Origin of the sequence: Pseudoalteromonas aquimarina, assembly GCF_049257255.1 — a bacterium.
GTDB lineage: Bacteria > Pseudomonadota > Gammaproteobacteria > Enterobacterales > Alteromonadaceae > Pseudoalteromonas.
Genome location: NZ_JBMMUG010000006.1, coordinates 1 through 14,393 on the forward strand (window position 1 = coordinate 1; position 14,393 = coordinate 14,393).

Annotated in this window: 11 protein-coding genes; 3 read left to right on the forward strand and 8 right to left on the reverse strand. The window is 40.5% G+C overall.

The features are described from left to right. Nucleotides 1–463: 463 nt before the first annotated feature. A complete protein-coding gene (locus AAEU29_RS15185; RefSeq protein ID WP_421974110.1) occupies nucleotides 464–1,321 on the reverse strand; it encodes a tetratricopeptide repeat protein in 858 nt (285 codons plus the stop codon). A gap of 80 nt (nucleotides 1,322–1,401) precedes the next feature. On the opposite strand from AAEU29_RS15185, the gene AAEU29_RS15190 reads away from it, so the two are divergent. Further along, nucleotides 1,402–2,709 carry an amidohydrolase gene (locus AAEU29_RS15190; protein WP_421974111.1) on the forward strand — a complete coding sequence of 436 codons (1,308 nt, stop codon included), beginning with the start codon at nucleotides 1,402–1,404 and terminating at the stop codon, nucleotides 2,707–2,709. Nucleotides 2,710–2,721: 12 nt separating this feature from the next. Next, the gene (locus AAEU29_RS15195) at nucleotides 2,722–3,096 is read left to right on the forward strand and encodes a rhodanese-like domain-containing protein (RefSeq protein WP_421974112.1); all 375 of its coding nucleotides are present in this window, start codon (nucleotides 2,722–2,724) and stop codon (nucleotides 3,094–3,096) included. A gap of 77 nt (nucleotides 3,097–3,173) precedes the next feature. Here AAEU29_RS15195 and AAEU29_RS15200 read toward each other — a convergent pair whose 3' ends face one another. From AAEU29_RS15200 to AAEU29_RS15210, 3 genes are all read right to left on the reverse strand, one after another. Next, nucleotides 3,174–3,827: a GntR family transcriptional regulator gene (locus AAEU29_RS15200; protein ID WP_274763102.1), complete on the reverse strand. Its 654-nt coding sequence runs from the start codon at nucleotides 3,825–3,827 to the stop codon at nucleotides 3,174–3,176. Nucleotides 3,828–3,943: 116 nt separating this feature from the next. Beyond that, nucleotides 3,944–5,422, reverse strand: coding sequence for an aldehyde dehydrogenase (NADP(+)) (locus AAEU29_RS15205; protein WP_421974113.1), 1,479 nt, complete (start codon nucleotides 5,420–5,422; stop codon nucleotides 3,944–3,946). Between the two features lie 11 nt (nucleotides 5,423–5,433). Then, nucleotides 5,434–6,435, reverse strand: coding sequence for a 4-hydroxyproline epimerase (locus AAEU29_RS15210; RefSeq protein ID WP_421974114.1), 1,002 nt, complete (start codon nucleotides 6,433–6,435; stop codon nucleotides 5,434–5,436). Nucleotides 6,436–6,869: 434 nt separating this feature from the next. Here AAEU29_RS15210 and AAEU29_RS15215 point away from each other — a divergent pair, with 434 nt between their 5' ends. Then, a complete protein-coding gene (locus AAEU29_RS15215; RefSeq protein WP_421974115.1) occupies nucleotides 6,870–8,132 on the forward strand; it encodes an NAD(P)/FAD-dependent oxidoreductase in 1,263 nt (420 codons plus the stop codon). Here AAEU29_RS15215 and AAEU29_RS15220 read toward each other — a convergent pair. The 4 genes from AAEU29_RS15220 to AAEU29_RS15235 form a co-directional block, all read right to left on the reverse strand. Beyond that, on the reverse strand, nucleotides 8,125–9,423 hold the full coding sequence (locus tag AAEU29_RS15220) for a sensor histidine kinase (protein WP_421974116.1): 1,299 nt from the start codon (nucleotides 9,421–9,423) through the stop codon (nucleotides 8,125–8,127). The two genes, AAEU29_RS15215 and AAEU29_RS15220, sit on opposite strands and share 8 nt — an antisense overlap. 2 nt (nucleotides 9,424–9,425) lie before the next feature. Next, nucleotides 9,426–10,802, reverse strand: coding sequence for a sigma-54-dependent transcriptional regulator (locus tag AAEU29_RS15225; protein ID WP_421974117.1), 1,377 nt, complete (start codon nucleotides 10,800–10,802; stop codon nucleotides 9,426–9,428). A gap of 446 nt (nucleotides 10,803–11,248) precedes the next feature. After that, entirely contained in the window at nucleotides 11,249–13,672 is a 2,424-nt protein-coding gene (locus AAEU29_RS15230) for an ABC transporter permease (protein ID WP_421974118.1), read from the reverse strand. 11 nt (nucleotides 13,673–13,683) lie between these two features. Continuing rightward, nucleotides 13,684–14,385, reverse strand: coding sequence for an ABC transporter ATP-binding protein (locus AAEU29_RS15235; protein WP_421974119.1), 702 nt, complete (start codon nucleotides 14,383–14,385; stop codon nucleotides 13,684–13,686). Between the last annotated feature and the right edge of the window lie 8 nt (nucleotides 14,386–14,393).

Here is a 14,393-nt window from a genome sequence, read left to right on the forward strand (position 1 = left end):
ATTGCTTAAATTTTTAAAGAACAGTGCAAACAACCTTGTGTTTGCCGCGACGCTTTGTCGCTGTTAGGGCTGCGTATGTTACGCTTTCCTATTTTTTTGTCAACACTTAATTTTGATTATTTTTAAAAACTTTCAAAACTGAGTTTTACTTGACTCAACCAACTCGTGATTCGCTGCTATGCTGCGTCGTTCCCCGTGTTGGTGGAGGCGCATTATAGAGAGATCCGAATTTGGATCAACCCTTTTTTTTAAGTTTTTTGTAAAAAATAGCGATTTAATTCTAAATTTAACATCAAGGCTACAAAACCGTATGTTTAACGTACGATTTTGGGCATTTGAACTCAAAAAGAGGAATTTAAGTATCGAACAATCTTTCAGGATTGCAAATTTATATGTCAGATTTTTTAAAACAATATGAAATAAAAAAGGAGCCTTTTGGTTCCTTTCATTAATCAGCTAACTATTAATATAAGATACTGTATAGCTTACGACGGTATCTAGCCGCTAATTCATCACCATCTGGTAAGGTTGCTATTACATCAAGATACATTTTACGCGCATCGCCAAATGCTAAATCTTTTTGTAATACAGAAAACAATGTTTCTAAAGCTTCTTCTTTACGCCCTACTTGATCATATTGAACAGCTAATTTAACTTTTGCGTCAAAGTTAGTTTCGTCGTTGGCAATGTCTGCTTCTAATTGCTTTATCTCTGGCGAGTCTTTTGCCTGCTGAGCTAACTCAACCTTTGCCTTTAAGTTGTTAAAGTAGGCATCTTGGTCAACCATTGGGATCGTTGCAAGTAATGCATCTGCATCATCCACTTTTTGTATATTTAAGCAGATATCAGCAAGAATTAGTTTAACCTTACTATTTTGTGCATTTACATCATAAGCCTGCTTTGCTTTTGTATAGGCTTCTGAGAAATTGCCTTGACTTAAAAGTTGTTGTGCTTGGGTTACTAATAAGTCTTCTGCATTTGGTAAATGCTTTTCAAGTGCAGCATCTAGCATTTCTTGTGTTTGCGGACCTGGCAACATATCAACCGGAGTGCCGCCTTTTAAAAGTAAAATTGCAGGAATACCTTGCAGACCAATTTGCTGCGCAAGTTGAGATGCTAATGCTTGCTCTACATCACAATTAAGCTTAGCTAAAAGTAAGTTCTGTGAGTACTGCACTGCTTTCGCTTCAAGCATTGATGTCATCTCTGCACATTCAGGTGCTTGCTGAGTATAAAAGTATAATGCGATTAATGTTTCTGGAGCGGTCTCTGAAATGACCTGTGAAAAGCTATCTGCTGTTAGTTCAATAATATTGTTCATATTAATTAATTATTAACTTTAATTAGTGTCAATATGGAGGCAATATAATTAAAAAACAATGCTGAATAAGAGAATAGCAAATGAAATTTGTATTACTTAGCGCTTTAATCATCACAAGCAGTGCCGTTACAGCCAATCAATATACACCCGATATCTCCCAGCAAAACGCATTAAACTCACTTTATAAACATCTTCATCAACACCCTGAACTTTCATACCAAGAAAAACAAACTGCAAATAAGCTTGCTAAAGAATTAACTCATCTTGGTTTTAGTGTTACTGAAAATGTTGGCGGTTTTGGCGTAGTTGGTATTTTCAAAAATGGTAATGGACCAACGGTCATGCTACGAGCAGATACCGATGGTCTACCAATAATAGAAGAAACTAATAAAGATTACGCTTCAAAAGTAACCGTGATAAATAAAAGCGGTAATAAAGTAGGTGTGATGCATGGTTGTGGTCATGATATTCATATGACGAGTTTTATAGGTACAGCTCAACAGCTAGTAGAACACAAAGATGATTGGCAAGGTACATTAATGATGGTTGCGCAACCAGCTGAAGAAGTTGGTGGCGGTGCAAAGGCTATGTTAAAAGAAGGCCTTTATTCTAAATTTGCCAAACCTGACTATGTTGTTGGCCTACACGTAAGTGCATCAGCACCTGCAGGTAAAGTCGCTATTGCTCCAGGTTATGCGCTAGCAAATGTTGACTCTGTCGATGTAATTATAAAAGGTCGCGGTGGCCATGGCGCTTATCCTCATACGACTATTGACCCCGTGGTACTTGCCTCACGTACTGTACTTGCATTACAAACCATTGCTAGCCGAGAAATCTCACCGTTAGAACCTAGCGTGATTACTGTGGGTTCGATCCATGGTGGCTCAAAACACAACATCATTTCTAATCAAGTAAAGTTGCAGCTGACATTACGCTCGTATAACCCCGATGTACGTAATCAACAAATTGCAGCAATTAAGCGAATTACTAAAGGGATTGCACTTAGTGCCGGTCTTTCAGAAAACGAGTTACCTGAAGTAATCGTACATGAATCTGAAAGTATTCCGTCTACTTACAATAATCCAGAGCTTGCAACACGTGTCACCGCGAGTATTAAAAAAGCCATTGGTGAAGCCAATATATTAAAAGCTGAACCAGTAATGGCGGGTGAGGATTTTGGTCTGTTTGGCCGCACCGATGAAAATGTGCCAATCACTATTTTTTGGCTTGGCGGAGTTAATCCTACAGAATACGAGAACGCAATGAAAAATGGCGCTAAACTACCTTCACTTCATTCAAGTAAGTTTGCTCCGGATTACCCACTGACCATTAAAACAGGGGTAACCGCCATGAGCCAAGCAGCAGTCGATTTATTTAATAATAACTAAAGGACAACACACATGAAACATATTTTATTTATCGCATCGCTACTATTTAGTGTTGCATGTTTTGCTAATACACCTGTTATTAGCCAACAACAGTTATTAGAAAACCAAATGTCTGACAATGCCTATACGATTATCGATGTTCGCTCAGTTGAAGAATTTAATGACGGGCATGTTAAAGGCGCACTCAATATTCCTCATAATCAAATTGAAGAAAATATGTCGGTATTGGAATCGTTAAAAGACAAAACCCTGGTTGTGTATTGCCGTTCTGGCCGTCGTGCAGGTTTATTTGAAAAGGCATTGTCTGAAAAAGGATTTAAATTAAAACATTTAGAAGGTGACTACCTTGCTTGGAGTGAGAAGCAGTTACCATTAATTAAAAAGTAATTGCTCTGGGCTTTTGCAACTAAGCATTAAAACAAAAAACCAGCCACATCAGGCTGGTTTTTTTAATTCTCTTGATTTTATTCTTCAATCAGTAACGCTTTGATTTCTTCTTTAGCACCAAGAATATGCTGCTTAAGTAATTGGCATGCGTTACTTGTATCACCAGCACGGCAATAGTCAATTAACTGCTTATGCTCGCCACCCGCCTTTTTAATACCACCAGCCAATAATAAATGCATGCGAATATAGCGGTCAGAGTTCTTATTTAAAATATTAACTACTTCTAACGTTTGCGGGCGTTCAGCGGCTTGGTATAAGTAAGTGTGAAAGCTAGTATTAAGATCAGCCCATAAGTTTGCGCTGTCTTCATGAGTTAATGCTTCATCTAACTTTGCCAAAAGCGTTTCTGCATGATCAAAATCTTCAGGATTCATATTTGGAATTGAACGCGCTAGTAAATCGGCTTCTAACATGGCACGCAATTCAAATAATTCATCAACATGTGCTGCATTTAACTCAGTCACAATTGCGCCTTTGTGCGCTTGGAATTTAACTAAGCCTTCAGCTTCAAGTTGTAATAGGGCCTCACGTACAGGAATACGGCTCACATCTAGTTCTTCAGCAAGCGCCGCTTGGCGTAATGGCTGACCGGCTTTTACTTCGCCTTTTAAGATTTTTTCACGAATCGCATCAACCACAAATTCGGTACGTGTTTTATATGCTAGCCCCATTTTATCTCTTTGTATTTTGTATAAACTTGGCAATAGTTTATACAAATTATAAAAAAAGGCCAGCATAGCTGGCCTTTTACCTTAGAACGGGAACACACAATTATTTCATACGAACTCTAAAAGGCATTTTGTATACATAGAGGACGCAAGAATCGTTCTATTGCTTGGCTACCTACAGAAGTACTACGTACATCTGTTGAACTTGGGAATGGACCACCATGCATCATCGCATCGCACACTTCCACACCCGTTGGCATTTGGTTGTATATTAAACGGCCAACCGCATAACTTAACGCATCCACAATGTCAGCGTGTTGCTGAACCAATGCTTCACTACCATGAATGGTTGCAGTTAATTGACCTTCTAGTTCATCAATTAAAGCGACAAGCTCATCGTTTGATGAATACGTTACCATTAACGCAGCAGGCCCGAATACTTCTTCATGTAATGCTTTGTTGTTTCTAAATTCTGTTGCAGTCGTGGCAAATACTTGCGTACTACAACGAAGCTCTTCAGATTGACCACTTGCAACAAGCGTTGCATTATTTGCGAAGTTTTCACATCCTGATTTATACGCTTTTAAAATCGCAGGCGTTAACATGGCTTGCGGAGCAGAAACTTCCACCTCTTTAGCCACAGCTTGTTTGAAACTTTCAGCTTCTTCTTCAGCAATAAGCCATAAACCTGGGTTTGTACAAAATTGGCCTGCGCCCATATTTAGCGATGCAATAAATGTAGCCGCTAGTTTTTCTTCTTGGCCTTTAACAAAACCAGAAAGCAATACTTGCGGATTAGTAGAGCCCAGCTCGCCATAAAATGGAATTTGCTGCTTGCGTTGTTTAATGCTGTCTTGCAGTGCCATACCCACACCAAACGAACCAGTAAAACCAACTGCTTGGATTTTTGGATTTTTCACTAATTCATGACTTACATCGTAGCTTTTCGAATGAAGTAACTGGTAAACACCTTTTGGCATATCGCATTTAGTAATTGCCGCTTCAATCGCACGTACCACAATTTCACTGGTACCAGGGTGTGCCGAGTGAGATTTATAAACCACAGGGCAACCTGCCGCTAATGCCGATGCTGTATCACCACCTGCCGCACTAAAGGCAAGAGGGAAATTACTTGCACCAAAAACCGCTACCGGACCAATAGCAATTTTTGCCATTTTTAATGTTGGACGCGGTAAAGGCTGACGCTCAGGTAATGCTGCATCTTCAGCGATAAACTCAGCGTCTTTTTCTAAATTTGCAGCAAATAAACGTAACTGACCAACAGTACGACCTAGCTCACCTTTAATACGCATTTCAGGTAAACCCGTTTCTAGTGGTGTGCGTGCAACCAGCTCATCTTCTTTGCTTGCAAGCTCATCAGCAATCGTATTTAAAAACGCAGCACGCTGGGCTTTAGTGGTTTTACGATAAATCTTAAATGCAGCATCTGCCACATCACATGCTTGTGCTAACTGCTCAAGGCTACAGTTTTTAAATGCAGGCTCAAGTGGCGTATGGTCAAATGCATTTATTGCGTTAAACGAACCTTCACCTTGTGAAGACCATTCGTTATTAATAAAGCTTAATCCTGTAAACATTTACTCTCCCCTTAAACAAGTTGGAAACCATTTACGTAGGGATCATCATCATCCACTAGTATCTGGTTGTATCCGGTAATTTTTGCCCAACCTTGAATTGATGGCTTAATCGCAGTGATACCACCAATTTCAGTTACGGCTTCGATGGTGCCAACAAACTGGCTACCAATAATACTTTCATGAACAAACTTTTCGCCTGGCTTTAATAAACCTTTGGCATGCAGCTGCGCCATACGTGCTGATGTACCTGTACCACAAGGGCTTCGATCTATGGCTTTATCACCATAAAACACTGCATTAGCAACAGTAGAACCTTCAGTTTTTGGCGCACCTGTCCATAAAACGTGAGAAAGTCCTTTGACATTACGATCTTCTGGGTGAACACACTCCACTGCACGACCCGCAATTTCACGTACCAAAGGACTAAATTTTAAAATATCGCCAGGTGTCCACTTATCAATGCCAGGGAAGTTTTCCTGAGGCTCAACAATCGCGTAAAAATTACCACCGTAGGCAATATCAAGTTTGATTTTGCCAAGTTCTGGCACGTCAATTTCAATATCTCGATGCGCTAAATAAGCAGCAACATTATAAATTTTTACCCAATCAACTTTATTATTCGTCATTTGGTAATCAACATTAATCTGCCCTGCTGGCACATCAATTACTAATTTACCCGGTACTCTTGGTTGGATAAGGCCCGCTTCTAAACCTGCGGTTAAGGTACCAATAGTGCCGTGTCCACACATTGGTAAGCAGCCTGAGGTCTCAATAAATAAAATTGATGCATCAGCATTATCTGAGCAAGGTGGATACAAAAATGCACCCGACATCATGTCATGGCCGCGAGGTTCAAACATCAACGACTGGCGGATCCAGTCATATTCGCGCATGAAGTGCATGCGTTTTTCGCCCATCGTTTTACCTTCAAGCACAGGGTGGCCTGACGTAACTAATCTGACTGGATTGCCACAGGTATGGGCATCAATACAAAAATAGGTCCCTTTTTTCACTTGCTGCACTCCTATTTATTTTTACTTCACTTTATTCGAAATAGGCGCGCAAAAAATTGCGCACCTCGGCTAAAGGGGAAAGCCTAATTTTTTAAAAAACATATTTTGCTATAGCTACATAATTGCAATTGCTTTAAATACGTTTCACCAATGCTTTTTAGCATCCACTTTTGACATAAAAAGAATTGTGGTTGTTAACAACCATAACCGCTAATTTTCTTCAGTATTTGATGCTAAACAAAAAGCTTAAGCACAGTATCTAAAGCTAGTAGAGGTAAGAACCAACGCCAAATTCCAGATGATTCTGTGTAACGGCTGTATTGTGTAATAGCCTATTTGGTTAATTTGTTTTTACTTCGAAAAGTGATACTGTACATTGTATACCGATTAAGTTAATGTATATTGTATGCAAAGTAAAGTTATATTTTTATCAAATGAAAAACATCTCTAGCTCGGTTAATCAAAACGTTGCTGTTATTGGCGCTGGTGTAATCGGTATTTCAACCGCGATTCAACTACAACAACAAGGCTTTCAAGTAACACTGCTTGATAGCAAAGGTATTAGTGAAGGCTGTTCAAAAGGTAATGCCGGGCATTTTGCTACAGAGCAGGTATTTCCACTCGCGCAGGTATCTTTATTACCACAACTACCAAAAATGTTGCTCGACCCAAAAGGCGCTCTGCGAATTAGCCCGAGTTATTTGTTTAAAGCACTGCCTTGGTTTATGCGTTTTTTAGCAAATATGCGTCCGCGTGTATTTAATCGCAATAAAGATGCATTAAAACAGTTAAATCAGTCGGCAATTAACGCATGGCAGCGTTTAACTAAAACAACAAATACCGAGTCACTATTCCATTTAAATGGCAGCTTACTTACCTTCGAGTCAGAGTCTCGTAAAGATGCACTAGCAACACGTGCTCACTATAAAAAAGAAGGCGTAAACGTAAAGTTATTAGAAAGACACGAATTAGATGAGTTGCAACCGGGGTTACACCCAGCAATTACACACGCTCTTTACTTTACCGATGTAGGTCATACTTGTAGCCCGTATAAATTGAACATAGCACTGTTTGACTATGCAAAATCATTAGGCGTTAATTTTAAGCAAGTTGAAGTGACATCGCTTTTTTCAAGCGACTCTGGTGTGACCGTAAATGCCAAAGACGATGCGCTAGTATTCGATAAATTAATAATGTGTACCGGCGCACACTCAAAAGCACTTTGCAAACAGCTTGGTTATAAAGTACCTATCGACACAGAGCGTGGCTACCACTATATGGTATCCAGTGAGAAAATGCCCACCATGCCAGTTGTATCATTTGAGAAGAAATTTATTCTAACCCCAATGCAAGAAGGGCTTCGCCTTGCGGGTACAGTAGAATTTGCAGGTCTTTCAAAAGCACCAACCTACCGCCGTGCCGATATGTTAAAGCAGCTTGGCGAATCTATTTGGCCAAATATGGTAGACGACCACCCTGAGCAAGATAAAAAGTGGATGGGTTTTCGCCCTACACTACCCGACTCACTGCCTGTGATCGGGCGCGCACCTAAACACAACAATGTGTTTTTTAACTTTGGCCACCAGCACCTGGGCTTAACCTTAGCGGCCATTAGTGCTGAACTAATATCAGCAGAAGTACAAGACGCAAAACCGCAAATTGACCTTACGCCTTATTCCATCGCCCGTTTTAACTAAGCGGTAATACTACTTTCGCGACGCAACCACTTTCTGGGTGGTTGCTAAGTGAAATCACCCCATTATGCGCTGATACAATTTGGCGACACAGCGCAAGGCCTGTACCTGTGCCTTGTTTTTTGGTGGTGTATAAAGGCACAAAAAGGTTGTCAGGGTTACTTATCCCTGCGCCTAAATCTCTGATTTCAATTACCACTTGTTGCGCATCTTGTTTAAGTGAGACGTCTATCGTTTGCTGTGGCGCTGCTTCATGGGCATTTTTCAATAAATTAATTAAACACTGCTCTAGTTGGGCGGCATCCACTTCAAGTATGCAGTTGTCAGCTAAATGTAAATTACAGGGATACCCTAGTAACTCTGTACTACTTGAGATTATTTTTACTAAATCATGCGGTTTCTTTTGCGGCTCTGGCAAGGTAGCAAGTTGACGATAACCCTGAATAAAGGATTTTAAGCGGGTTGCACGTTCGCCAATAATGGTTAAGCCACCTTGAATATCTTCTTTGTCTTCGCCGTCAATCGGCAAACTCGATGATATTTTATTTATCGTGTCGGTTAAGCTAATAATGGGTGACAGCGAATTATTAATTTCATGACTTAACACACGCACTAAGTCTTTCCATGCTTTTTGCTCTTGATGGCTCAGTACAGTTTCTAAATCCGATAAAATAAATAAGTTATGCTGCTTACCTGCTTCTCTAAAATTATCACGATATAAGTGCAAGCGAGATGATGCTTGTTTATTGGCAACCATCACTAACTGATTATTTGGCGCATCTACAAGATCAACCAAATTTAAATCCGCAAGTGTATGGTTAATCAACTTGGACTCAGATTTTTCAAAAAAGCGCTCTGCCGCAGGGTTTGCCAAGGTAATTTTTTGATTTTCATCACAGGCGAAAATAATCACACCAATTTGTTTAATCAGTTTCGCTAATAACAACTGACTTTCTTTGTATTCAAAGCGAGTGGTAGATAAGTTATCCGCAAGTCGGTTAATCTGCTGAACTAAATCGCCGAACGCCGATGACTCAGCCGCCCCTTTGGCGCGCAAGGTGTAATCACCTGCATTTAACGCTTCAACTAAATTTGCTAACGATAAAAACTGCTCGTTTAATTTATCAAACAAATAATAAAGATTAATCGCCACCACTAAAATTAGTAACAAACTCACCAGTGCTTGCAAATAAATGCTGAAATCTGCCTGCCATATCATCACCAAGGCAATAAAATTACCCGGAAGCGCTGCCCACAACACTGAACGTTGTAGCTGATTAAAAAAGCTTTTCACGACTAAATACCAAATTTATCGAGGCGACGATAAAACGCACTGCGACTTAAACCAAGCGATTTTGCTGTATCTAGTGCATTACCTTGATATTCCATTAAGCGCTGTTCAATCACAGCTTTTTCAATTTCATCCATTGTGCCTTGGTACTTAGCGGTTATTTGTTCCTGAGCCTGTGGAACTTGAGTTGCAGTCGGCGTTAGCATTAAATGCTCTGGGCTGATTTCGCTTACAGCAAGTAACGTCGCACGCTCTAACGTATGAGAAAGTTCACGTACATTGCCCGGCCAATCGTATGCCAAAAGTGCATCACACGCAGCAGACGATAAACTCGGTGCTGGTTTGTTAAAACGTTTGGCAGCTTTAGCAATAAAGTTATTTGCCATTGGCAAGATGTCATCTTTACGCTCAGCTAAGCTTGGTAAACGCACCACAAACGTGTTTAACCGGTAAAGTAAATCTTGGCGAAACGTAGCATCTTCTACCATCGCATCTAAATTGGCATTGGTTGCTGAAATTAATCGAATGTTCGCTGTTTGCGTTTTACTTGAACCAACTTTTTCAAATTGGTGTTCTTCCAATAAGCGCAGTAATTTTGCTTGTTGTGGCAGTGGAATATTACCAATTTCGTCCATAAACAAGGTGCCTTTTTCGGCAAGCTCAACGCGGCCAATACGATTTTCCTTAGCATCGGTAAAGGCGCCTTTTACATGGCCAAATAGTTCAGACTCAAATAAACTTTCGCTGATTGCGCCCATATTTACCGAAACAAAACGCTCGTTATTGCGGTTACTCAAATTATGAATATGCTGCGCGAGTAAACTTTTACCGGTGCCATTTGGTCCTGTGATCAACACATTGATATCGGCTTTGGCGATTTGTTCTAGTTGTGCCAGCAGGGCTTTCATTGGGGCAGATTCAACAATCAGCTCACCATCACTTTGTGCTAGTTCGCTTTTTAAGTTTTGGTTTTCTTGGTTAAGCACTTGGTTTTGCAGCTTTTGCTCGCGCAGTTTCAGCTGATTGGTGATCACCGTTAATAAGCGTTCGTTTTCCCACGGCTTTTCGACAAAATCGCCCGCTCCGGCTTTCATTACCTCCACGGCGATTTCAACACTTGCCCACCCGGTCATACACACAATTGCCAAGCTTTCATCAAGGCTTGCAAGCTGTTCGGTAAGATTAATACCTTCCTGACCTGAGGTGGTATCAGCGTGATAATTTAAATCGATTAAAGCGAGATCAATGTCGTTTTGTTTTACAAAGAAAACAGCTTCTGCTGGTGAACTTGCTGTAGTGACTTTAAACCCTTCGCTCTTTAAAAATAGGCGAAGTGCGGCAACAATACTGGGATCGTCATCAGCAATTAAAATATGAGACACAATTTATCCTTTACTGCGTTAATTCTTGTTTGCTTATAAGAGCACAAAGGCTACTAGGGTCTGTTGACCTTTGCTGTTCTATTTTTGTTCTCTTTAAGCGTGCTTTTATCGCGGCGCTCGATGTGTGGCCTAGTAATCTAAGCGAATATCGAGCAACAATGATAAAAGTGCGCTCAAAAGAACCATTCGGCAGCGCTTGATTGGCTTTTCTACTGTGTTATCGGCTGACTCACATAGAATAACTATGCCACGCAGCCTCTGCCTTGTATAAAACCCAATCAAACTGCTGCAAAAACGAACTTGAAAGGTCAACAGACCCTAGACATAAGCGGGATAGTGGTTTTAGGGTAAAAGTTAACTTGGGTTAAATCAATAAATAATACCAATCCTTATAAATAATTAGGATTGAAAAAAGCCAGTGCAAGCACTGGCTTTTTAAGTTTTATCTATTCGTGTCTAAGTGCACTTGATGGTTCCATATTAAGTGCGTTACGAACTGGTAGCACAACTGCAAGAACAATTACCAAGCTAATTAACACGGGTACACCAATATAAACAAGCATCGAGCCCTCAGCCATACTGCCTTGCTCTAGCATTTTTATTAATAGCACACCAGCTGGAATACCTAAAATTAAGCCTGCCACTAGCTGCTTTGTCGCTTGCATTAAGTAGTGGTTATACACGTTGCTGTTATCTGCACCAAGCGCTCGGCGAACACCAATTTCTTGTGTTTTTTGCACAATAGAGTTAGCCATAACACCGTAAATTCCACTAAATGCAATCACCATTGACGAGATAGCAAACAAGATAAAGATGTTAGCAATAAAGTTCATACCCGATAAACGGCTATCAATGCCAGCTTGTACATCGGTAATACTGTAAGGTGCAACATCGGCATCTAATTCAACCGCTGCTTTATTTAATAAGCTTACAGGGTTATGCGTTGCAGGAGCTGTTGACGCACTTTTAATTACCGCATTCATATTCAAACGAGGAAACTGCTGATAAGCCAAAAACATCGATGCTTTATCACTATTGTGCTCAAAAGGTTGGCCGAATATGACATTGTTAGTAACACCTACAATTGTGACTACTGCATTATCCATTTCCATTAATTTAATACGCTTGCCAATTGGGTTTTCACCCGCTAAATGTTTTTCAGCAAAGTTTTTAGTAACAACCGCATTTAGACTTGCTCCTGCTGCATCGCTGTTATTGAAAAAGCGCCCTTCCAGTAATGTCATTTCCATTGCTGAAAAATAGTTGTTCATAACAATGCTGACGTTAGAACCTGGATAACTTGGGTTTTTGCCATAATCTATTCCCTCAACCGAGATATTTTGGAAAATACCCCAGGTATGCGGCAATGACTGGCTAAAAGTAACAGTTTCAACTGCAGGGTTTGCAGTTAGCTTTTCTTCAAGTGATTGATAGTACTGTTTTGCTCTTTCAATGTTTTCTTTTCCGTAGCGTTCGCTTGGTAGTGCAATTCGCGCTGCAACACGGTTATCAACCGCAACACCATAATCAGCGTCATTCATTTTGCTTACTAAATTAAGCATCGCCGCTGAAAGCATAATCAGCGCACATGATAAAGTTACTTCTAAACCAACAATGACCTTGCTAAGTAGACCCGCCGTTTTGCTTTGCGCACCGCGTGTACCGTCACGCAATACTGCATTAATATCGGTTTTAGTTGCACGCCATGCTGGTAAGCCACCAGTAATTAGTACTGTGCTTAACACTGTTACCACAGTAATCATTAAGCTTGTTTGCGTAAGCCCTGCTTGCCACCAAAATGGCGGTTCAATTGGCAGTGAATTTAAAAAGTAGTCAAACGTTAAATCTAACCCATAGCCTGCAATTAATACTGCTAAACAGCCAGAAAGCACACTAATAATTAAGCTTTCACACATTAATTGGCGAATAAGTACCGAACGTGGTGCACCAAGCGCTGTACGAATGGCACTTTCTTTGTTGCGTTCAATCGCGCGAGATAACAACAAGTTACCCACGTTCACACACGCAAGAACTAAAATAAACATCACAGCTAACGCCATAGCAAGTACCAGCGCATCGCCGCCTTTACCAATTTTTTCCATTTGGAAAGTCCAAACAAAGCCAATTTTTGTTGAGTTTAGTTCTGGATACTGGCGTGCAAATTCCGCAAAAATGGTCTCCATTTCGCGATTTGCCTGCTGCTCAGAAACACCTTCTTTTAGTACACCGTAAACTGCTACGAAGTTAGAATCTTCTCGTGCAATACCTTGGCTTTCAACTTTAAAAGGCATATACATTTGGGCAAAGTCAGGAAAACGATAACCAGGCTCTGTTACCCCTACCACTGTATGGTTTTTACCATCGATACGAACTTTTTGACCGACGATTGTTGGGTCTGACGCAAACATTTCACGCCACACTAAATCACCTAACACCACCACACGCTCATTGCTAGTAGAGTCAGCTTTTGTTAATAAGCGACCAAGCGCTGGTTTTGCCTCTGATACTTTAAAGAATTCTTCACTTACAAAGTGTGATGAATAGCGAATAGCACGGTCACTGGTTGAAACGGTTACTGTGTAAGTATCGTAAGCATCTAGAAACTCAAAGCTGGTTTGTTGATTTACAATGTCCAAGTATTCTTGGTAACGCACTGAAGTACCATCATACGCCACACCGTTTACTACCGTTGTCACTTTGCGTAAACGCTCGCCATCTTCAAGTGGGATAGTGCCGCTTAGCGTATTGAAAATAAAGCTAAACATATAAATACATAAGCTTAAACCAATGGTCATAACAAAGGTGGTTAGCGCTGCAAAACGTGGGTTTTTAAGCATCCCACGAACAGCATATAAAATATCGTCTAACATGGTATTTCTCCTTATGCTACTGCAACTTGCGCTTGCGTATCGCCAACAATGCGGCCATCAAATACTTCTACAATACGTTCTGCACGTTTTGCACCACGCGGGTCATGAGTAACCATACAAATGGTGGTGCCCTCTGCATGTAACTTGTCTAGCAACGCCATTACTAGCTCTGCATTTTTCGAATCAAGGTTACCGGTTGGTTCATCCGCAAGAATAATTGAAGGGTTACCAACAATGGCACGCGCTACAGCAACACGTTGCTGCTGACCACCTGAAAGTTGCGCTGGGTAATGCTTTGCTCTGTGGCTCATATCAACTTTTTCAAGCGCCGCTAGCGCCATTTGCTTACGCTCTGCTTTACTTAAGTCTTTACGATAAGTTAGTGGCAACGTAACGTTTTCTTCTACCGTTAAATCGCTAATCAGGTTAAACGATTGAAATACAAAACCGATTTCTTTGTTACGAATATATGCGCGCTGTTTGTGATCAAGCCCAGCAACCTGATGACCATTTAATTCAAAGCTGCCACCTGAGCAGGTATCCAGTAAGCCTAAAATTGATAGTAAGGTTGATTTACCACAACCTGAAGGGCCTGAAATTGATACGTACTCGCCTTGTTTAATATCTAAATTAATCTCGCTTAGTGCGTGAGTTTCAACTTCGTCAGTAGCAAATACTTTTTTTAGGTTTGTTAGTTTAATTAATGTATTCATATTATTAT